Below are 21,572 nucleotides of genomic sequence, written 5' to 3'. Positions count from 1 at the left end.
CCGTTTGAAAGGCGAAAGTCGGCAAGTTGAAAACTTTCAACGTTCAATCTTTCGAACCTTCAAACAATTCTGGCCATAACTTCATTGCAGAGAGGGTGGCGCTTGCCGCGGTCTGACCCAAGCCGCATAAACTCGCATCCGTCATCGTCCAGCCGACATCCTGCAAGCGGATCAAATCGCCGTCGAGAGTTTTCCCCGCCGCAACGCGATCTAAAATTTCCATTTGACGCTGTGTGCCCATCTGGCAGGGATAACACTTGCCGCATGATTCGTGCGCGAAGAAGTGACCGAGGCTCTGTAACACCGCCCGCATGTCGCGCGTTTCATCGAAGACCATCACCACGCCGGAACCAAGAGGCAAGCCAGCCGCGCGCAAATCTTCGAAGGTCATTTTCATATCGAGGTGTTCGGATGTGGCAAACGCTCCCGCCGCGCCGCCGAACAAGACGGATCTCAACTTCTTGTTATTCGCAACACCGCCCGCCAGGTCAAGCAGTTCGCGTAAAGTCATGCCAAACGGGGCTTCGTACAACCCGGGCTTCGTCACGTCACCGGAAACGCAGAACAATTTGGGTCCCGGCGATTTCTCAGTTCCGATCTTTCGATATGCGGAGGCGCCCAACCCGATGATTAACGGGATATTGCAGAGCGATTCAACGTTGTTGACGACGGTCGGTTTGCCGAACACGCCGTGAGTCGTTGGGAAGGGCGGCTTGATGCGCGGAAAGCCGCGTTTGCCTTCGATGGACTCAAACAGCGCGGTCTCCTCGCCGCAAATGTAGGCGCCCGCGCCGACACGGATTTCGATATCGAATTTTTCGTTCAGGTACCCGGCAGAACGCGCTTCGGTTAAAGCGTTTTCCAAAACCGGCGCAATGTACGGGTACTCTCCACGAATGTAAATGTATCCCTTCGTTGCGCCGATGGCAAACGCGGCAATGCGCATCCCTTCGATGGTGCGATGCGGGTCGTCGAGCAACAAGATTCGATCTTTGAACGTGCCCGGCTCGGATTCGTCCGCGTTACAGATGATGTATTTCTGGTCGCCTGCCGCTTTTGCCGCGCCCTCCCATTTGATTCCTGTCGGGAATGCCGCGCCGCCGCGCCCCACCAAGCCTGAAGCCTTGACTTCCGCGACAACCTCTTCGGGTTTCATCGTGAATGCCTTTTTCAGGGCAACATAGTCGCCGTATGCTTCGAGTGATGTTGTGCCGTTGCCGCAGTTTGCGGTGAGCATACGAATTGAGCCATAGACCATGGACAAGGGACGACTTTCCGCTTTCGTTCCATCTCCGGTCGTCGATCGCCCTTCGTCCATCGTCCATACCGCTGGCGCGTGTTCGCACAGCCCCAGGCAGGGACTCGGCTCGATGGTTAGAGACAGGTCGCCCGTCGTTTGACGCGGTTTGAGTCCATGTTGCGAACACAATTGCTCCAACACCTTGTCTCCGCCTTTGAGCGCGCACGCCACATCCGCGCACACGCGAATAACGCGACGGCTGGTTGGTTCGTTATAGAAGAGGGAATAAAACTCGATCACGCCGTGCACATCGGCAAGAGGCACGCGCAACGACCGGGCGATCTCTGCCGCGACAGGCTCGGAGATCCAACCATATATTTTTTGAGCCGCATGCAAGGCTGGCAACAGCCCCGCGCGGCCCATCGGGAGGTAGGATTCGATTGCAGGTTTGAGGGAAGCAAGGGTATGGTCTGCCATGAAATCTCCGCGCAGAAGTATAGCCTAAAATGATTACACCGGCACAGTGACGTTTGGAGGACAAAAATCACCACGCAAACTTCATTCGGGTATACTCACGCGAGGCGATAGCCCTAATCTCCATCGGAGCAGACGAGTGAAACCAAGCGGAATAACAGGCTTCGTTCATCAAACATGGAAAACGATACTGATCGGCGGTATCTGTGTGTTGTTGTTTTGGTGGTGGCGCGAACCGTTCGTCGAGTTTATCGGTTGGTTCGGCAACCGGGAGGCTGTTGCCGGCTTGATCGAAGAGTATGGAAACTGGGGGGTTGCAGTATACTCCGCGCTGTTGGTGTTGCAGTTGATTGTCGCATTTGTGCCCGGGCAGGCGCTCGTGTTTGCGGGCGGTTATGTCTTCGGGTTTTGGAAATCTTTATTCATCACCATTCCCGTCGCTGTGATCGGAAGCCAGGTCGCGTTTTATCTTGCTCGTCGTTATGGGCGGCCTCTCGCCTATCGGCTGGCAACGCAACGGGCAATCGACCGCTGGGAATCGATCTCGAAAAATCAGGGGATCTTTTTTTATTTCCTGGCGTTTAACCTGCCTATCTTTCCCTCCGATGCGATGTGCTACGTGGCGGGGTTGGCGTCCATCTCTGCGCGGCGCTTTTTTATCGCGAATCTTTTCGGTCGAACCGTTTCAACCGTCTTCACCGTGATGGTGGGAGCCTATGGGCTGACTCTGCCGCCCGCGTTCTGGGTGGTCGTCCTATTGACAGTGATTGGGCTCTACGCCGCATGGGTGATCTATGCGCGCAAACACAAGCTCAAAATGAAATAATTCTACACATTCAATATCGCCGTCGGGAGGAAACGCGGCTGGCGGCGGTATTGCGTCGCTTGTTCGAAGGCGTAGGCGAGTTTGATCAATGTCGGTTCCTGCCAGGCGGTTGAGAAAAATGAAATGCCCACCGGCAAACCGAACACATACCCCGCAGGGACTGTGATGTGCGGATACCCCGCCACAGCCGCGGCAGAGGTCGATTCCATATCCCAGTTGATCGCGTCGCCGTTGGCGAGGTCGATCATCCACGCTGGCCCGCCTGAAGGGGCGACGATGGCATCGAGCTTATATTTCTTCAAGGTTGCGTCGATCCCATCTTTTCGCGTCAGGCGCAAATTCTTCTTCAAGGCATCTTTGTATTTTTTTGCTTTCAGCGAGCCTTTTTCCAGGGCGGTCGTCATCCGTTCGTGACCAAAATACGGCAGGACAAGATCGCGGTTTTCTTCGTTGAACCTGATCACATCTTCCATGGAATGAACGCGCGCTTCCGCGCCAAGCGATTTCAAATACGCGTTTAAATCCGCCTTGTATTCGTAATACAACACCTCGCGTTCTGTTTCCGCAAACTTATCGATGTTTTTCACATCGGCAGGATCGATCACGATCGCGCCAAGATGTTTCATCACGTCGATACAATTTTCCAAAATCTTGAGCGCGCGCGGATTCGAGCCCGCCATATTCCGCGCGACTCCGATCCGCGCGCCTTTGAGTCCATCCAGATCGAAAAACTTTGCGTAATTGGACAAGCCCCGCTTCTTGCTCGGACGTGTAACTGAGTCGCCCGCGTCGACTCCCGTCATCGCCCCGAGCAGGATCGCGGCGTCGGCGACCGTCCGCGTCATGGGACCGGGCGTATCCTGGCTGTGCGCGATGGGAATGATTCCGCTGCGGCTCAACAAACCAAGCGTCGGCTTGATTCCAACAATTCCATTCGTCTGCGCGGGGCAAATGATCGAGCCGTCGGTTTCGGTGCCCACCGCCCCGACGGATAAATTCGCCGCAATTGCCGCCCCCGATCCGGAGGACGACCCGCACGCGGAGCGATCCAACGCATACGGGTTGCGTGTCAAGCCGCCACGCGAGGACCATCCGCTCACCGAATTCTTTCCGCGAAAGTTTGCCCACTCGCTGAGGTTGGTCTTGCCCAAAATCACCGCGCCCGCTTTGCGAAGTTGCTTCACAATGAACGCATCCCGCGCGGCATAGTTCCCCTCAAGAGCAAGCGACCCGGCGGTCGTTTGCATTTTGTCGTGTGTGTCGATATTATCCTTCAACAAAACCGGGATTCCATGCAATGCGCCGCGCACCTTCCCCTTTTTCCGCTCGGCGTCCAACGCGGAAGCGATCTCCAGCGCGTCCGGGTTCAATTCAATGATCGAATTAACGTGAGGACCGTTCTTATCCACCGCCTCGATGCGCGACAAATAAAGATCCGCCACCTGACGCGCCGTCAGTTCGTCGGCTTCGAATTTCTGCTTTAGGTCGGCGATTGTCCACTCTGGCAGGATCATTACCGTCCCCCCCCGGTGATGTAATGTTCCAGCTGAGAGATCATCGACTTCTGCACTTCCACCACCTCGCGGAGCACGTCGCGCACCGAGATCAACCCCTCGAGTTTTCCCTCAGAGTACACAGGCAGGTGACGGATATTTTTCTCCAGCATCAGAGCCATGCAGGTTTCGAGTTCCTCGTTCGTATCGATGGCAATGACCTTCCCCGTCATGATCTCATCGACCTTCGTGTCCGTTGCCTGTTTCCCCGAAAGTTCCAACTTCCGAACGCAATCTCGCTCAGACAATATCCCCTTCACCTCTCCGCCATCCATGACCAAAACCGCGCCGGTATTGTGCGTTTCCATCAATTTCATGGCTTCCAGCACGGTAGCCGAAGGCGTAATCATAAAGATTTCTGTTCCTTTTTTACGGATCATATCCTGCACAGTAGCCATGGTTCGCTCTCCTTTCGCGTCTTGGAAGATAGGTCAAAGTATAGGCTCAAACGCCCGCGCTGACAAGGAAACACGTCAAAAAACCGACTGCGCCACATTCCACGATTTGGCGATTTCGCGGATCTCCTCCGCGCTAAGCCCGCCGCCCGGCGAGTCGGCGAACCGGTTCAAGGTCTCGTAGTGAGCCGCGGTTTCCGCGTATTCGATCAGGTCGGAGGCGCTCAAAATCGAATGATCGGCGCGCGCCATCACCCCATGACGCGCCCAAATCACCACTCGGTGAGTTCGAAGCGAGAGTTTGGTCTCCACCACCAACTGAGCGGAGCCGGGTAACAGGAAAGGGACTACCCCGATCCCCTCCGGCATGTTGAGGATGGCTTCGGGTTGCCAACGGAGCAACCGCCGGCTGAGCGTTTTCTCATCCTGATATTCTTCGAGGTGGCTGAGGTGCGTGAGATGCACGGGCTGGGCGTGGATGACGGCATGAAGGGCGACATCTGTCGAGCGCATCCGGTCCGCGTGGACGCCGAGATGGGAGTTGAATTCGCTCGTCACCCGCTGAAACTGGCGCCGGGACGATGTGTGCAACTTACCGGTCCGCCCGCCAGGGTCGACCGTGACACAGGCAAGGTTTCCCAACGGAGATTCGGCGATCTCTCTCAACCTTCTGCCTGATCCGCTGACGATCAGCATCATCCCAGCCAATTCAGGGGAGGCATGAGGCAACTCGATCTCCTGCTCTTGAGGGAATTGGGCGCGAACCTCCAGCGGCTTCCGCAGGCAGACCGAAATATTGCCCGCCGCCCCCTCAGCCGCGCCGATCTCAGCCAGCCGCAAGCCTGCCTGCCCCAGGTGATAGAGAATAGTGTCAAGTTCGAGCGCGGTATGATCTGCCATTTGGAGCGATTTTATCACTCACCCCGTTCAGGATTGCAAGATTTTTCAGATTCTTCTCTACCATACATGAGAAGACTTTTACCGCAAAGCACGCTAAGACCGCCAAGTTAAAAAGGTTTTCTTTGCGTTCTTTGCGGGTGTCGCATGGCGACACTTAGCGGTGCAGATGTACGGTAGAGAAAAGCTCAATGTCTTGCGCTTACCTGCAATTAATAAACAAGACTCCCTTTCGGGAGTCTTGTTTTGTCGGGGTGCCGAGATTTGAACTCGGGACCTCACGGACCCGAACCGTGCGCTCTACCGGTCTGAGCCACACCCCGATTACTGCAAAGCGTGCGAATTATACACACCGGATTGTGAATTGACAAGTTACGGGTTGAGCAGGACTTCCTGAGTGAACACATAAAACACACCGGGAATGCGGTCATCTTCTTGATGGATGGTCAGGCGGGCGGTGACCGGCTCCGAAACTCGATAGGGTATTGTCGTTTCAAACAACTGCGGCGAGGCTTGTGCGATATTCAGCACGCGCAACCCCAGCGACTTTCCATCCGGCGTGATCAACTCGAGGATGATCGGCTCCACACTGAAGGGCCAGACATCCCCGCGAACGGCGAGATTGCCGCCCGACGCGGAATCTTTTTTGGTTGGGAAAAAGACGCGGATCGGCTCAGAGGGATTTCCCGGCGTGGTGATCTCATTTTCCCCCGAGGAGAGCAACAACAGCCGAACGGAATTTACGGCTTGCGCGCGGTCAAATTCATCGAAGGTGCTGACGGTAAGCCGCGCCACCTCCGCCGCGCCGGGAATCTCAAATGCGACTTTGATGGTCTGCTGGATGCCGTTGTTGGAGGTGGGCACATTCTTTTTGAGCAGGCGCGTGATCAATCGCCCATCTTCGCCGAACAGGTCCACTTGCACAATTTCGCTCGCGCCGGTCGTAATATCCATTTTGAGGGTGATCGGCGAGATCACTTTCGAAAACGGACCCGGCGAACTGATCTCGATCTCCGCGCGGTCGTGCCCGGGAATGCTGGTTGCGGTAGGAGATGGACCCGGCGTGATGGTCAACGTTGGCGCGGGAGGCATTGTGGGCGCCAGTGTGGAAAGAGACGCGAGGTGGGTTTCCGTGGCGGCGAGGTTCGCCGCTTCCGCAGTTTGAGCGATGACAAGGGGTAGTTGTTCAGGCGGAATCGGGGTCGGGATGGGGCTTGAGGCCGGGGAGGCGCAACCGGCCGCAAGTCCGAGAAGAGAGGCGATGAGTAGGAGTCGAAATTTCATTTATTCATGAACAAGTCCAATGACCCATGAAAGAATCATTGGACTTGTTTCTATACGCACCAGACACATTTACAAAGAGTATATCTCGCTATATTTTTTCGTCAGGTAGCGAACATATGGCTCCGCTGTGATCTTTGAACCGGTGACTTGCCGGACGAGATCTTGCGGATCGTATTTTTGACCATGTTGGTGGATGTTCTCTCGAAGCCAGCCGAGCAGGGCATCGAATTTACCCGCGCGAAATTGATCGTCGAGGTTGCGAATATCTTTGTTGATCTTTTCCCACAACTGGGCAGAAATGAGATTACCCAGCGCATATGTGGAAAAGTATCCGACCAACCCGGCCGACCAGTGAATATCCTGTAACACGCCCTGCGCGTCATTCGGCGGAGTGACGCCGAGATATTCCCGCATCTTTGTGTTCCAAATTTCAGGCAGGTGTTTGAGGTCGATCTTGTTCTCGACCATGGCGATCTCGAGCTCGAGGCGGAGCATGATGTGCAGGTTGTACGTGGCTTCATCGGCATTGACGCGGATGAGCGAAGGCGCAACCTTGTTGACGGCTTTATAGAATGCCTTGAGCCCGATGCCATCGAGTTGCCTCGGGAAAGTCTTTTTGAGTTTCGGGTAGAAGTGTTCCCAAAACGGAAGCGACCGCCCAACAAGATTTTCCCACAGGCGAGATTGCGACTCGTGAACGGCAAGCGATGCGCCGCTTTCCAAGGCGGTGCGTTCGTACGCGGGGTTCACGCCCTGCTCGTACATGCCGTGTCCCGCTTCGTGCATGGTACTGAAGATCATCGCCAGCGGGTTGTCGGCTTCAAAACGCGTGGTGATGCGGACATCGTTCACGCTGAACGTGGTTTCAAACGGATGCGCGGCTTTATCCTGCCTGCCGCGGCTGAAATCGTAGCCGAAACTTTTGACGACCTCTTCGCCAAAATCCCACAATTTTTTCTCGTTATATTTTTTCCGCAAGAAACCATCGCCGACTTGTTTTGCCTCGCTTACGGCTTTGATCAACTCCACCTGCTTGGGGCGCAATCCCTCAAAGATGGCTTTCACATCGGCGGTCTTCATGCCGGGTTCATAATCATCCAGCAGTGTGTCGTAGGGGTGGTCGGCAGGCGGAAAGAATGAAATGTACTTGTGAACAAGTTCTACCATTTTTTGCAGATGTGGCAGAAAGATCGAATAGTCCGATTTTCCCTTTGCTTCCACCCACGCTTCAAAGGATTTCGAAGTGGCTACTGCCTGTTCCGCCACGAAAGACGGTGGAACGCGCTTCGCCTTATCGTAATTTCGGGCGGCAACACGGATCATCGCGGCGTCATCCGAATCTACGCCGGCAAATTCGGGTTTCAGGTCATCGATCAAGCGTCCCACCTCATCGGATGTGAATTTCTCTTGCCTGATCTTTCCCAGCGTCGCCAATTGTTGACCGCGCGCGTCTCCGCCCATCGGCGGAATGTTTACCTGCTGATCCCAATCCAGCACCGATGTGGCTCTAGCGAGATCGGAAACCTCCCCAAGTATCTCTTTCAAGCGAATAAGCTTCTCAGACACGGCAACTCCTGAAATTTTTAATTGACCTTCCAACGAAGCGGTTTATTTTGCAAGGCGGATAAAACCTCGTTGGCGATATCCTCCGAGGCGCGGGATTGCGCTTCGGCAGTCTGCGCCCCGATGTGAGGTATGGCGATCACTTTTGGGTGGAGGACTGCTTCAGTTTCCCCGGGCGGTTCCGCCGCGTACACGTCCAGCGCGGCGCCAGCGACCTTGCCGCTGTTCAACGCGGCAACCAACGCGGTTTCGTCGATGATGCCTCCGCGCGCCGCGCACACGATGCGCGCGCCGTCTTTCATCTGTGAAAACGCCAGCGGACCGATCATATCGCGCGTTTGCACGTTGAGCGGCAGATGCAAGGAGATGAAATCAGACCACCCGTACAGATCTTGTATCGAGACAGGCTCCGCTCCGCGTTTTGAAATTTCATCTTCCGAGATCAACGGGTCGTAGGCGATCACATTCATGCCGAAGGCGGCGGCGCGTTTGCCCAACTCCACGCCGATGCGCCCAAAGCCGATCACGCCGAGCGTTTTACCGTTCAACTCCACCCCTTCGAGGTCTTTTTTGAGCCACTTGCCTTGCTTCATGCCCGCATCGGCGCGGGGGATTTCGCGGGCGAGGGCAAGCATCAACCCGAAGGTTAATTCGGCAACGGCGATCGAAGTGGACATCGGCGCGTTGACCACCACGACGTTGCGCTTTTTTGCCGCGTCGAGGTCGATGTTGTCCACGCCGACGCCGGCGCGGCCGATGGCTTTGAGGCGGGCGCCCGCTTCCACAACAGAGGCAGTCACCTTCGTCCGACCGCGAACGATGAGTCCATCGTAATCGGGAATCGCTTTGAGGAGGTCGTCCGCTGAAATATCGCGGCGATCATCCACATCCGCGTGGGAGCGCAAAACATTCAAACCGCTTTGGTCGAGTCCGTCCGTAATGAGGATTTTTAATGGTGTCATACTCGAATTTTATCACGTAGGGTGAGATGCTATCTCTGTTCGTTCATCAGTTGAACTGTTGGGCGAACGCCCCCTGTTCAGGCGGCAGTCTCGTTCATGCGGCAGTTGAACTGCCGCATGAACGAGGACTATTCATATCGCAACGCCTCGACCGGCTCGAGGTTCGCCGCGCGGTTGGCGGGGTAGATGCCGAAGAATAATCCGACCGCCGCCGAAAAGATCGTGGCAAGCGCCACCGCATCGGTCGTGACGACCGGGATGAAGTCTGTGCCGTTTGCCGCGGCGATCTGCCCCACTGCGTAGGCGATCACCCAGCCAAGTAGGATGCCGATGATCCCGCCGATGAGACTCAACAAAGAAGACTCGGTGAGAAATTGAATCAAAATATCGCGCCTGCGCGCGCCGAGCGCTTTACGTAAGCCGATCTCGCGCGTGCGTTCGGTGACCGAAACAAGCATGATGTTCATGATGCCAATGCCGCCCACGAGCAGGGAGATTCCCGCGATGCCGCCCAGGAAGATGGTGAGCACGCCGGTAATGGCGGCGAACGTTTGCAGAAAATCCTGCTGGGTAAACACGGTGAAATCGTCACTGCCGATCGGCGTGCGATGGCGCTGGCGCAAAATGTTTGCGATCTCCTCCGAGGCTTGGGGAACGGTCTCTCCGCTTGTGGCTTGCACGAAGATCACATCCACTTCATCGCGCGCGTTACGTTTGAGCAGACGCGCCTGCGCGGTGGTAAACGGGAGGTAGGCGCTGTTATCCTCACTGCCAAACGCGCCGCCCCCTTTCGCCACCAACACGCCGATAATGCGGAAGGGCTGTCCCTCAATGCGGATCGTTTCGCCCACAATGCCGTCATGCCTGCCCATGATCACATCGGCGGCTTCGGGACCAAGCACCACAACCGACATGCGCCCCAGCAAATGCTCCTGGTTGATAAACTCGCCTTCTGAAAGTTCCAGGTTGCGAACGGAAAAATATTCGGGGGTGACGCCGGTGATCGTGGTGGACGCGTTTTCACCGGCAAAGGTGATGATCCCATTGCCTTGAATCGCCGGCGCGACAACCGCCACCGAAGGCGCGGCAAACGGGTCGGCAAGCGCTTCGGCATCGGCGAGAGTCAACGGGCGGTCGTTCCGCGCGCTGCTTCGATCTGGCGCTTCTTGCTGGCTTTCAGGACTGCCGCGAAACACGAACAATAAATTCGTGCCGATACTGCTGATCGAACCGGTGATGGACGCCTCCGCGCCGTTGCCCACCGCCAACATGGCGATCACCGCGGCGACGCCGATCACGATCCCCAGCACGGTCAGACCGGACCTCAACTTGTTCCCGCTGATGGATTCGAGCGCCTCCAGGAAGGCTTGCGCAATGCTCATGTGGCGCCATCCAGTAGCCCATCGCGCAAGCGGATGACGCGCTGGGTTTGTTCGGCAACTGTTGGGTCGTGAGTGACGATGATCAACGTGGTTCCGCTCTCTTTGTTCAGATCGAGCAGTAAATTCATAATTTCTTTGCCGACTTTCGAATCGAGGTTGCCCGTCGGTTCGTCTGCCATGATGATGGCTGGGTCGTTGACGATGGCGCGCGCGATTGCCACGCGTTGTTGCTGTCCGCCGGAGAGTTCGGCGGGGCGATGCGTCATCCGATTTTCCAAACCGACGGCTTTCAACGCCTCTATCGCCCGCGCGCGCCTGCCCCTCGCGTTCCCGGCGTATTTGGAATTACTCGAATACCGCAGTGGAAGTTCCACGTTGGTGATGGCAGTCTGCCGCGACAGCAAATTGAAACTTTGAAAGACAAAGCCCACTTTACGATTGCGAATATCCGCCAATTGATCGTCGTTCAAGTTGGCGACCGTCTCGCCGTCCAACACATATTCTCCGGCGGAGGGGCGGTCTAAACAGCCGAGCGTATTCATCAATGTGGATTTGCCCGAACCCGAGGGACCCATGATCGCCACCACTTCGCCGCGCCGAATATTGAACGATACGCCGCGCAATGCCTCCACTTCCACTTCGCCCATCTGGTAGACCTTGCGTAGATCGTGGGTTTGAATCACCCAATCCATGCTAGCCTCCAAATGGACCTCCAACTTCGACCGGCGGATTGAGAATGATCGAAGCGCCTTCCGAGACATCGCCGCCAACCAGCACGCTCATCGTGTCGGAGGAGGCGCCCAGGCTGACCTCGGTTTTTTGCGGTATGCCATTCACCATCAAATAAATATAGCGTTGCCCATCCAGCAAACGCACCGCGCGATTCGGAATCAAAATCACGTCGTCGATCTGCTCCACCGTGATATTGACAGCGGCGGTCATGCCGGGCTTCACCTCCGCATCGGCATCGGTCAATTCGATGGTGACTTTGAAATTCACCACGCCATTGACATTTGTGCCGGCTTTGGCAACTTCAACCACTTCGCCGTGATAATCCTTGTCAAGGATGGCGTCGAACGAAAGCGTGGCGGGTTGACCGACTGCCACACTGTTGATATCCACCTCAGAAACTTCGACATCCACGAGCAGGCTGGTCAGATCATCGAGACGGAAAGCCGTCGCGCCCGCGCTGACTTGATCGCCGGGGAGCGGGTTGGCTTCGGTAATCGTGGCGGCAAACGGCGCGGACACTCGAGCCAGGTTGAGGGTGGCTTGAGCCGCATCCACGCGGGCTTGCGCGGCGGCGATTTCGGTGAGGTTACCCCCCGCCAGCCGGTCAAATTCGCGTTGGGCATCGTCTAGCTTTGCTTTTGCCAGGGCAAGGTCCTCGTCCGCTTTGGCGATGGCTTCGGCGCCGGCATAACCGCGATATTCCTTCAGGACTGGAATTTTTCGGTTGCCAAATGTTTTGTAGATGATTTCCTTGATGTGAATTTTTCCGTTCAATTCTTTCCGCCAGTTGGCGGCTTTGTCGTACACTGCCTGCGCATCCCGCAAATTGATCGTCGCCTGGGCGAGCGCGGTATCAGAATTGGTGAGATCGTCCAATGCTTGTTGCGCGCTGGCGAGGTCTGCCTCAGCCAGAATGATGCTTTGCGGCAGGGAGGTCTTCTCGAGATAGGCAAGCACGAAATCCGCGGGGACGTTATCGCCCACTTTCGCATTCACCACATCCACTGTGCCTGCCGCCTGCCAGATCAGGGTCGCCGATTGTTTCGCGCGGACGGTTCCCGTCGCGCCAATGGTGGCAACCAGGTTTCCCCGTTCGATCGAAGCGGTTTGGAACTGGCTGGCAGTGTCTGGCTGGGAATTGCGCAGATAGAAAGACCCGCCCACTCCCAAGATCAAGATCAGCAGTACGATCCACAACCATTTTCGTTTCTTGAAAAAATCACGCATGAGGTTCCTCCAACAAAATTCTAAAGCCGGGAAAATTCTACCCGACAAATATGAATTGCCAATGAATTACTTAAGTGATATTCCGCGCCGTCCCGAAGGATGGGTTGAAAAATAGGCGTATTGCGCGAGAGCCTTCGGGTCGTTTCGCGTAAGGCGAATTACTCAACGAGATATACGCAACTATGAAGCCGAAGTTTCTCCGACGACCGCTGAACGGCTTACAGGCGCCACCGTAGAAAACCAGAGCAGGATCGCTCTCTTTGACAAACAAAGGAAACCCGTCCGCTCGTGTTCCAGCGCATCCGTGCTGATATAATTTTCCTGTGTTATATCGAATCGCGCGCATCCTCGACTTCCTCGCCATCACACTCCTCGTCATCTTTGCGGTCTCAGGCGATGCGCCGCGCCTGACCGGTCAAACCGACCGCGCGCGCCTCTACACGCGCGAGATCGAGTTCGATTACCCAAACTGGGTGTGGAATGCCACATGGATAAAGATCGAACAAAATGTGATTGGCTTACCCTACCTCTTCGATCGCGGCGCAAACAAACAGATTGTTTTCGAATACCTGCGCGCCACACAACAATTGATGCAGACCGAGTATTCCCTCGAACTCGTCATCGCCGACCCCGCCGTCACCGACAAAGAAACTGCCAGCGCGCAACTCCGCGCCAACAGAGATATCCTGCTCAAACGGCAGGAGGCGCTGGCTCCGCTGGCTGAGGCAACCTTGCAAGGTCAAATCTCCGAAGCATTGGCAGAACTCAACCTTACCAGCGGCGGCCAGCCCATTCCGCCTGTCTTATATCACACCTCCCCCACACCGCTCGCTCTCGTCGTCTCGCGCCGCGATGCGATCGAACAGATCGCGAACATTTCAATCCTCCCCACCCTCACCATCGACGAACAGATCAAACTCGAAAACAACGTGGCAGATGCGCTGGATGTCTCCACGCTCATCGTCCCCATTGGCGGCGTAGGCGTGTATCCCACCATGGTCACCGAAACCACCGACCTGCGGTGGCTGCTTGAAACCATCGCGCACGAATGGACGCATAATTATCTCAACATCCGCCCGCTGGGAATCAATTACAGCACAACTCCCGAACTACGCACGATGAACGAAACGACCGCGTCCATCGCGGGCAACGAGGTGGGGACTTTCCTCATCGAAAACTATTACCCCGAACTGCTCGCTTCGAATCCCCATTTCGGTTTGGTCGTCTTTCCTCAAACGCCTCCCACCCTCGGCAATCACGACGACCCGCCCCCATTCGACTTCCGCGCCGAAATGCGCGAGACGCGCGTCACCACCGACGAACTGCTCGCCCAGGGGAAAATCGAAGAAGCAGAAGCCTACATGGAAGAACGCCGTCAGGTTTTCTGGCAAAACGGGTATTTGCTCCGCAAACTCAATCAGGCATACTTCGCTTTTCATGGCGCGTATGCCGATATGCCCGGCGGCGCGGCGGGAGAAGACCCGGTCGGTCCCGCCGTCCGAGAACTGCGCGAACAAAGCGACTCGCTGGCAGATTTCATTAATACCATCGCGCAGATGACGTCCTTTCAGGAACTGCAACGCGCCATACAACATTAACCTCATGCTGAAAAAAACTTCATCGCTATTTCTTCTATGCCTATGGGCAACCGCCTGCTCGCCTGCCCCCGCCACCCCCACGATCCACCTCACCCCTTCTTTCGATCTTGTGGCTCCCACCCAGCCATCCTGCGCCACGGTCAACATCGAACCCACGCCGGGACCGGAGGCTCCATCCTTGTTCCCGCCTGAGAATGCAACCGACCGCTCGCTGGGAGCCAGCGAAGCGACGGTTTCGTTCATCGTCTACATCGACTATCAAGATTCGCGCAGTGATTTTTTTGTCGACGTGGCGAATCAATTGCTCGAAGAATTCCCGAAAGACGCGCGGTTCACTTTCCGCCCGTTCCCGCTTGTGGACGTAAACGACAAATCTGCCCTTGCCATGCAAGCCATCGAAGCCGCAAACAGACAGGGCAAATTCTGGGATATGCACAACCTGCTGTTCGCGCAACACGAGAACTGGGCAAACTTGTCGGCGGTGGATTTCGAGCAGTGGGTCACCGCGCAAGCTTCCACGTTGGACATGAACGTTGAGCAGTTCCAATCCGATCTCAAAAGCGGGGAAACCGTCGCGCAAGTCCAAAAATATGCCGACGATGGAAAATCCATCGGCATCCCCGGCACGCCGCTTGTCCTCATCAACGGGCAAATCTACGGCGGACCGCGCGATCATGGCAGTCTCAGGGATATCATCGCGTTGATCCTCATGGGCAAGCGTCAGTTCACATCCTGCCCTCCGTTAACCGTTCAACCCGACCGGCAATATATAGCCACTCTGCGCACCGAAAGAGGCGACATCACGCTCGAACTCTTTGCGGACAAAGCGCCCGTCACTGTGAATTCATTCATCTTTCTCGCGCGCAATGGATGGTACGACGGCATTACCTTTCATCGCGTCATTCTCGACCTGTTCGCGTTAACCGGCGACCCAAGCGGCACCGGCGACGGCAATCCCGGCTACTATATCATCAACGAATTCGACCCATCCCTGCAATTCAACCGTCCCGGCGTGGTGGGGATGACCAACGCCGGTCCCAACGCCAGCGACGGACAATTCTTCATCACCTTCACTCCAATCGCGCAATACAATGGAAAATACACGATCTTCGGTCAATTACTCACCGGCATGGATGTTCTACTTTCGCTCAACCCGCGCGACGCTCAACCGGGAAGCGACACTCCGCCAGGCGACACACTGCTCAGCGTGGAAATCGAAGAAAAATAAGGCTATGGTAAGATACCTCTCATGCCTCTCAATACCTATTCCTCCACCGCGCGCGATGGCGACCTCGTTCAACTTGTCGGCTTGCGCCACAAACATTTCATCTTCAACCTGCAAGCCGGCGCAAAATTTGAAACGCATCGCGGCGTCTTGCAACACGACGACCTGATCGGCAAAGCATGGGGCACGCAGGTTTTCAGCCACCTCGGCTCGCCATTCTTTCTCCTCCAGCCTTCGCTCGGCGACCTGCTCACCAACCTGCCGCGCACCACGCAGATTATGTATCCGAAGGATATCGGCTTCATTCTCGTGACGATGGGCGTCGGACCCGGTCAGACCGTGATGGAGGCTGGCTCCGGCTCCGGTTCGATGACGACCGCCCTTGCCTACGCCCTCGGCGCGGAGGGGCGCGTGATCTCGTATGAAATCCGCCCGGACATGCAAAACCTTGCCCGCAAGAATCTTGCCCGCTTTGGGCTCGATACCCGCGTAGAGTTCAAATTGCGCGACATCGGCGAAGGCTTCGACGAAACCAACGCAGATTCATTTTTCCTCGATGTGCCCAACCCGTACGATTACATCTCACAAATCCGCGCCGCGCTCAAACCCGGTGGATTCTTGTGTTGTTTGATCCCCACCTTTAATCAAGTGGAGAAGACCCTGCAATCGTTGCGCCAGACGAACTTTGCGTTCATCGAAGTGTGTGAAATTTTATTGCGCTACTACAAACCCGAACCGACGCGCCTGCGCCCGACCGACCGCATGGTGGCGCACACCGGCTTCTTGCTCTTCGGCAGAAAGATCGAACCCAGTGAAGATCCGCGCGGGAGGGAACTCAACGAAGAAATAGAAAAAGGAGATTCGTAGCCAATGCGCCGCCTATTTCGCCGCCAAGCCAAAAAGAGAGCCGGGCACATCCCGCCAATTTTGCAGGAAGCCAATTTTGCTTTTGATAAAGGCGAGTATGGACGCGCTGGAGAACTCTTTGAACAGATCGCCCAAACCGCCGATGCGCGCGGCGGTCCGCGCGCGCCGCTCTTTCATCTTCAGGCTGGGCGAGCGCGGATATACGCCGGGCAAACAGCGTTGGCTATCCCTTCGATCAAACGCGGGCTGTCCCTGCTGGCTGAGCGAGGACAATTTCAACGCCTGCTTCAAGCGCGACGCCGCGCGCTCACCGAATTGAAAGAACGCGGGTTGCACGAGGAAGCCGCCGCCATCGACTCATGGCTGAAATCGATCTCCCCCGAATCCTCCGAACTGGATACCCAAATACCACAAGGTAAAAAGCCCGTCCTGCCCACGCACTGCCCGCAATGCGGCGCGGTTCTGCGACCCGATGAAGTGGAGTGGCTGGACGAGATCACCGCCGAGTGCGGGTATTGCGGAAGCCCGGTGAGGGAAGCAGATTCGTAAGACAAAGTTCCACTTTGTCGAACAGTTAGGGATGCAGTTCGATTTGCTTGGCAAATCGTGCATCCCGTTCGCAGTGCAACTGCGAACAAACATACAAGTTATTAATTTACCGACCCTTAATTTGTGCTGCAATGCGCGAAATGAACCTCACTGAAGAATTTATCTCCCAGCGACTGTGCGAGGCGCTTCAATCCGCAGGCACATCCTCCGATGGGTACGCGGAATTGGAACTCACAGACGAAACGCGTCTGAAATGCGCGGCGGTTCTGGCGCCGCTGGTGCGGCAGGATGACGAATGGCATCTGCTCTTCACCCGCCGCACCGACCACGTCGAATCACACAAGGGGCAGGTCTCCTTCCCCGGCGGCGCATGCGACGAGGGCGAATCCACGCCGGAGCAAACAGCCCTGCGCGAGGCTGAGGAAGAAATCGGGATACGCCCCGGCAATGTGAAAATTTTAGGACGGCTTGCCAACCTCATCACCATTTCCTATTTTCGGGTTACGCCGGTGGTGGGCGTGGTGAAATGGCCCACTGTGTTCCGCGTAGGCGAGCATGAAGTGGCGCGTGTTTTCACGATCCCGCTGGGGTGGCTGGCGAACGCGTCCAACCGGTGGCAATTTGAAATAGGGGAAAAGAAGCGTTCCGTCATCGCGTATCATCCCTACGATGGCGAGTTGCTCTGGGGCGCGACGGCGCGTATGACCGTCGATTTGTTGAAGGTGTTGGGGTTTTAAAAAACTTGCAGGGGCGAGTCTGAAACTCGCCCCTGCGTTGTTCGAAACGATTCTTACTTCTTCTCGTCGGAGGCTTCTTCTTCCTTCTTGCCGCGCTCCACCGAGAGTTCGGGTTCGGTCGGGGTGACAGCCGCCACCGCGCCTTCTGCGCCCGGTACCGCCGCTTCCTCTTCGACCTTTGGCATGGTCGCCACGGCAACCATTGTGTCGAGGTCTTCGAGCACGCGCACCTTGTCTGAAACGACCACATCGCGCACACGCAAGCCGTCGCCGATTTTGGCGAGGCTGGAAATATCGACCTCGATGCGTTCGGGCAGGTCGGCGGGCAAACATTCCACGTGTAGTTGTTCCAGGTTATGAACCATCACCGCGCCATGATCTTTCACCGCGCCAGAAACGCCCACAAAATGGATCGAAACCGCTGTGCGAAGTTTTTCGCTCATCGAAACCGCGAGAAAATCCACATGCAGTAAACGGTTCTTGATGAAATCGCGTTGTTTTTCGCGCACGAGCGTCAGATGTTGCGTGCCTTCCACATCGATCGTTACCAGGCTGGAGGAGGTTGCCCTCGCCAATGCCAGCGAAGCGGAGTGCGCCTCCAGATTGATGTTGATCGGGTCTGTGTGACGACCATAGATCACGGCCGGCAATTTCCCCTCGCGCCGCAATGCCTTCACTTGCTTGCCAACCACTCCCCGCTTTTCCGCTTTTAGTACAACTTTCTCCATCGTTACTCCTTGAGCGCCTCTCACCCGTCGGTTGCGGACTGAAGCCCGCGCTCCGGATTACCTTCGCTCTATGAAATGATTTTCTGTAGTGACGAATTCATTCGTCATCTTTAAAGCGACTGAGTCGCTACTACATTTAACTTCGCCGGATCAAAAACCGACCCAACAGCAACATCAACCCGCCAAACAAACCGCCGATCAGCCCGGCAATCACCACGCCGCGCGTATCGAGGGTGGTAATGACGTTTCCATTCACATTTCGCGCCAGCAGGACAACCGCGCGCACATCCTGCGCGTGGACTTCCTGCGCCGCCAGATAGCCCACCGTGCTGTGATGGATATCCGCACTTCCCGCGCCGATTACGGCTGTATACCCGCTGATCGACACGTTCTCCGCTTGGACGATCCCCGTTGCCGTGTTCTCCAACTGCGCCTCGGTGGCGTTCACCATTCCTAACGCAGACTGCCGCGTGGTAACTTGGTTGGCTTTCACATTCGCCGCCGCGCTATTTTGCATTTCCACTTCCTCGGCGCGGATGAATTCCGCGTCCGCCTGGCGCATCCGCACCAATTCCGCATGAACGGATTTCACATCGGCGTGCATGACGTTCGTCACCTGTGGCGATTCGAATTCAGGAAGTTCTTCGGGTTCGACCATAGCGGGCGAGATTTTACCACAAGAAACCTTGCCTAACGATCACGAAACCGCTCAACAACAGGGGCAAGCCACATGCCTGCCCCTGCCCTGCCGTCATTATTTCGGAGTCAACACCAGATGCCCTTCGGTATCCGCGATGATCGCGGAGTGTTCCCACAACATGGGATAGTATTCTATATTTGCCCAAAGCGGGGCGAGATCAATGTAGTGAGGGTGATACGCGTGACCAGATTGCCCAGTGGTATGAACGGTAACCGAATTGCTCAATACACCCAAATCCACGATCATACGCATCGAAGGCAGCCAATTGGTCTCGTACCCATCGCGCACCGACCAGCCGGTGGCGTTGACAATCGCCTCGCCGCCGCCTGTCGGGAAAGGTCCGCGGTTGAACAGGTCTTCGATCAGACCGATACCGGACTCGCCCAAAGTGCCATTACGGAATGTGGAGGCATGCATATCGCCCCATTTCCATTTCGATGTGTCACTGCCAAACTTCTCTTCCAGTTCAGACACTCCTTCGGCAAAGGATTTTTTGATGATCTCTTCGCGTGTTTCTACAACCTCGGTAGTGGATGTATCGTCCCACCAGCGACTCGATTCGTCCATGTGGCGCATCACTTCGTTCCAGCGCGAGCCGCCGTCCGGGTAGTAACGTTCCTCGGGCATCTCATCGTTGAATGTGTTTTTGAGCATGCGCCGCCAAAAGGCGTTGAACATCGCCGCCGCGGAGGAGTCGATACTGTCCTGATAATCCCAACCTGTCAGCAAGCTGGCATGTTTTTCGGACAGCCCTTCCGTCTCTAAAAGAATTGGGACGTACTGGGCGGCGACAGCATCGAACGAATCGCCTTGCATCTGTTGAATATAAGCGATGTCGATTTTTCCCGGCGCGTCCTGAATCATATCCACGATGCGTTGCGCCCTAAACCCGTAATCCCAATCATAGGTGATCCAATTGGGGTAATCGAACGGCGGGACGCGGTTGTTGGCAGTGACAATATATCCCTCGTCCGGGTTCACCGTATAAGGCAATTCTTCAAAGGGAAGATAGCCCGTCCACTCGTATTCATCCGTCCAGCCGGGAACGGGGAGCGTCCCATCTCCTTTGGCTCGAATCGGAATGTCGCCGGGCATTTGGTAGGCAATGTTGCCATTCACATCGGCATAGATCAAGTTTTGCGGCGGCACGTGGAAATCCTTTGCCGCTTCTCGAAATTCATCCCAGTTTTTCGCTTTGTCAAACCCCCAGATGGCTTTGAAAGGCGTGGAGGGGGCAAGCGCCGTCCACTGGAGGGCGATCACATATTGTTCCGGTAAATCCACACCGGCGCGATCTTTAAAGGGCACAAATTCCTCGTCGCCCGCTTCCCCTTTGTCTTTCAAGGGACCGTAATCGTCAGAGATCACGGGACCGTGACGTGTCAGTCTCACCGTATGGCTGATCGGTTCGCCGCCCGCCACGTGGATGATTTCCTCGCGGGTTTCGAAATCGACCCATTCGCCATTGACCTCATATTGATTCGGGTTTTCGGGGTTGACCCGTTCGATATACAAATCCATCACATCGGGACCCACATTGGTGAAACCCCAGGCAATCTGCTCGTTATGCCCGATCACCACACCGGGAACGCCGGGGAACGAGAAACCCGCCACATTATACGGACAGGCATCGGAGACCGGTCTACATTCCAAGTGAACCTGATACCAAATGGACGGCATCTGTATACCAAGATGGGGATCATTGGCGAGGAACGGCTCACCGGTAGAGGTAAGGCTTCCGGACACCGCCCAGGAATTTGACCCAACCCCATCCCCCAGCGGACCCAGCGCAACGTCTAACAATGACACGTTGTTCTGAAGAGTGGCGAGCACATCGTCAGGGATGTTGAACGCCGCGGCAGGAGTCGCATTGCGAGCAACCGTCTCGCCGCCGATCTTGTTGACGATCACCGGATGATCCGACGGGTATTCAGGGAATAGTTCGGCAACCTGCTCGGGCGTAAGCGTCTTCATTAACACTGCCCGTTCGATTTCCTCGCCCATGTTGCCGCGCAAATCCCATGCCATGGCTTTGCCCCAGGTCAGGCTATGCACCGGCGTCCACGGTTCGATCTTGTAATCCGGCGCAAGGATGGGCAAACCCAGAAGGGCATATTCGAGGCTGAGGTCAACAGCGTCTTTGCCTTCGATATAGGAGTTGACGCCGGCCGTGTAGGCATTCACCAGCGCTTTCGACTCGGCGTCGAGCAGTTCATACTCCTGTTCGGCAGTGACGCGCCAGCCCAGCGTGCGCAGGAACGCGTCGGTATCGGCTTGCGATGGGAACATTTCGGCAATTCTGCCGGACCCCACATGACGCCAGAAGTCCATTTGCCAGAAACGGTCTTGCGCGTGGATGTATCCCTGCGCGAAGAATAAATCGTGCTGGGTGGTCGCATAAATATGAGGGATGCCCACGCTATCGCGATACACATCCACAGGTCCATCAAGCCCTTCAAGTTGAATCTCCCCATCAATTTGTGGGAACGATTTCGGCGCGACGGTGTTCGGGAGATAACTTTTGAAATAGAACCCGCCGCCTCCGGCAAGGAGCACGGCGAGAATCAAAGCGCCCAAGCCCGCGCGTTTGAGAATGGTCTTTGTTTTTGACATGGTAGCCTCCATATGTAATG

The 21,572-nt window shown here is 56.0% G+C and carries 19 protein-coding genes and 1 tRNA gene; 6 read left to right on the top strand and 14 right to left on the bottom strand.

Annotated features, from left to right (window positions below):
- Window positions 1-43: 43 nt before the first annotated feature.
- Window positions 44-1,717: an NAD(P)H-dependent oxidoreductase subunit E gene (locus IPM31_12760; GenBank protein MBK9007853.1), complete on the bottom strand. Its 1,674-nt coding sequence runs from the start codon at window positions 1,715-1,717 to the stop codon at window positions 44-46.
- 136 nt (window positions 1,718-1,853) lie between these two features.
- On the opposite strand from IPM31_12760, the gene IPM31_12755 reads away from it, so the two are divergent.
- Window positions 1,854-2,540: a TVP38/TMEM64 family protein gene (locus tag IPM31_12755; GenBank protein ID MBK9007852.1), complete on the top strand. Its 687-nt coding sequence runs from the start codon at window positions 1,854-1,856 to the stop codon at window positions 2,538-2,540.
- A 2-nt stretch (window positions 2,541-2,542) separates the two neighbouring features.
- Here the strand turns inward: IPM31_12755 and IPM31_12750 are convergent, their stop codons facing one another.
- The 10 genes from IPM31_12750 to IPM31_12705 all read right to left on the bottom strand — a co-directional run bounded on the left by IPM31_12750 (window position 2,543) and on the right by IPM31_12705 (window position 12,535).
- A complete protein-coding gene (locus tag IPM31_12750; GenBank protein ID MBK9007851.1) occupies window positions 2,543-4,054 on the bottom strand; it encodes an amidase in 1,512 nt (503 codons plus the stop codon).
- Window positions 4,054-4,491 (bottom strand): CBS domain-containing protein, encoded by a 438-nt coding sequence (locus tag IPM31_12745; GenBank protein MBK9007850.1) that lies wholly within the window; start codon window positions 4,489-4,491, stop codon window positions 4,054-4,056. The genes IPM31_12750 and IPM31_12745 overlap by 1 nt, the downstream gene beginning before the upstream one ends.
- A 75-nt stretch (window positions 4,492-4,566) precedes the next feature.
- A complete protein-coding gene (locus tag IPM31_12740) occupies window positions 4,567-5,388 on the bottom strand; it encodes a class II aldolase/adducin family protein (GenBank protein ID MBK9007849.1) in 822 nt (273 codons plus the stop codon).
- A gap of 246 nt (window positions 5,389-5,634) precedes the next feature.
- Window positions 5,635-5,708 (bottom strand) — tRNA-Pro (locus tag IPM31_12735).
- Between the two features lie 49 nt (window positions 5,709-5,757).
- A complete protein-coding gene (locus tag IPM31_12730) occupies window positions 5,758-6,669 on the bottom strand; it encodes a hypothetical protein (GenBank protein ID MBK9007848.1) in 912 nt (303 codons plus the stop codon).
- Window positions 6,670-6,738: 69 nt separating this feature from the next.
- Window positions 6,739-8,235: a carboxypeptidase M32 gene (locus IPM31_12725; GenBank protein ID MBK9007847.1), complete on the bottom strand. Its 1,497-nt coding sequence runs from the start codon at window positions 8,233-8,235 to the stop codon at window positions 6,739-6,741.
- Window positions 8,236-8,252: 17 nt separating this feature from the next.
- Window positions 8,253-9,194: a hypothetical protein gene (locus IPM31_12720; GenBank protein ID MBK9007846.1), complete on the bottom strand. Its 942-nt coding sequence runs from the start codon at window positions 9,192-9,194 to the stop codon at window positions 8,253-8,255.
- 128 nt (window positions 9,195-9,322) lie between these two features.
- Window positions 9,323-10,576 carry an ABC transporter permease gene (locus IPM31_12715; GenBank protein ID MBK9007845.1) on the bottom strand — a complete coding sequence of 418 codons (1,254 nt, stop codon included), beginning with the start codon at window positions 10,574-10,576 and terminating at the stop codon, window positions 9,323-9,325.
- Window positions 10,573-11,259: an ABC transporter ATP-binding protein gene (locus IPM31_12710; protein ID MBK9007844.1), complete on the bottom strand. Its 687-nt coding sequence runs from the start codon at window positions 11,257-11,259 to the stop codon at window positions 10,573-10,575. Before IPM31_12710 ends, IPM31_12715 begins: the two co-directional genes overlap by 4 nt.
- A gap of 10 nt (window positions 11,260-11,269) precedes the next feature.
- Complete coding sequence (locus IPM31_12705) at window positions 11,270-12,535, bottom strand: efflux RND transporter periplasmic adaptor subunit (GenBank protein MBK9007843.1); 1,266 nt, start codon at window positions 12,533-12,535, stop codon at window positions 11,270-11,272.
- A gap of 323 nt (window positions 12,536-12,858) precedes the next feature.
- Between IPM31_12705 and IPM31_12700 the strand changes: the two genes are divergently transcribed.
- The 5 genes from IPM31_12700 to IPM31_12680 all read left to right on the top strand — a co-directional run bounded on the left by IPM31_12700 (window position 12,859) and on the right by IPM31_12680 (window position 17,511).
- Window positions 12,859-14,133, top strand: a complete 1,275-nt coding sequence (locus IPM31_12700; GenBank protein MBK9007842.1) for a hypothetical protein — start codon at window positions 12,859-12,861, stop codon at window positions 14,131-14,133.
- Window positions 14,134-14,137: 4 nt separating this feature from the next.
- Window positions 14,138-15,361: a peptidylprolyl isomerase gene (locus tag IPM31_12695; protein MBK9007841.1), complete on the top strand. Its 1,224-nt coding sequence runs from the start codon at window positions 14,138-14,140 to the stop codon at window positions 15,359-15,361.
- Window positions 15,362-15,382: 21 nt separating this feature from the next.
- Window positions 15,383-16,225 (top strand): tRNA (adenine-N1)-methyltransferase, encoded by an 843-nt coding sequence (locus IPM31_12690; GenBank protein ID MBK9007840.1) that lies wholly within the window; start codon window positions 15,383-15,385, stop codon window positions 16,223-16,225.
- Window positions 16,226-16,228: 3 nt separating this feature from the next.
- On the top strand, window positions 16,229-16,774 hold the full coding sequence (locus IPM31_12685) for a hypothetical protein (protein MBK9007839.1): 546 nt from the start codon (window positions 16,229-16,231) through the stop codon (window positions 16,772-16,774).
- A gap of 140 nt (window positions 16,775-16,914) precedes the next feature.
- Complete coding sequence (locus tag IPM31_12680) at window positions 16,915-17,511, top strand: CoA pyrophosphatase (GenBank protein ID MBK9007838.1); 597 nt, start codon at window positions 16,915-16,917, stop codon at window positions 17,509-17,511.
- 53 nt (window positions 17,512-17,564) lie between these two features.
- Here IPM31_12680 and IPM31_12675 read toward each other — a convergent pair whose 3' ends face one another.
- The 3 genes from IPM31_12675 to IPM31_12665 form a co-directional block, all read right to left on the bottom strand.
- Window positions 17,565-18,239 carry a 50S ribosomal protein L25 gene (locus tag IPM31_12675; protein MBK9007837.1) on the bottom strand — a complete coding sequence of 225 codons (675 nt, stop codon included), beginning with the start codon at window positions 18,237-18,239 and terminating at the stop codon, window positions 17,565-17,567.
- Between the two features lie 136 nt (window positions 18,240-18,375).
- The gene (locus IPM31_12670; protein MBK9007836.1) at window positions 18,376-18,897 is read right to left on the bottom strand and encodes a hypothetical protein; all 522 of its coding nucleotides are present in this window, start codon (window positions 18,895-18,897) and stop codon (window positions 18,376-18,378) included.
- A 96-nt stretch (window positions 18,898-18,993) separates the two neighbouring features.
- Entirely contained in the window at window positions 18,994-21,552 is a 2,559-nt protein-coding gene (locus tag IPM31_12665) for a penicillin acylase family protein (protein MBK9007835.1), read from the bottom strand.
- Window positions 21,553-21,572 lie beyond the last annotated feature (20 nt).

The organism is Candidatus Defluviilinea gracilis (assembly GCA_016716235.1).
Taxonomy (GTDB): domain Bacteria; phylum Chloroflexota; class Anaerolineae; order Anaerolineales; family Villigracilaceae; genus Defluviilinea; species Defluviilinea gracilis.
Note: the sequence above shows the minus strand (reverse complement) of the source record. Positions and strands in the feature narration are given on the sequence as shown.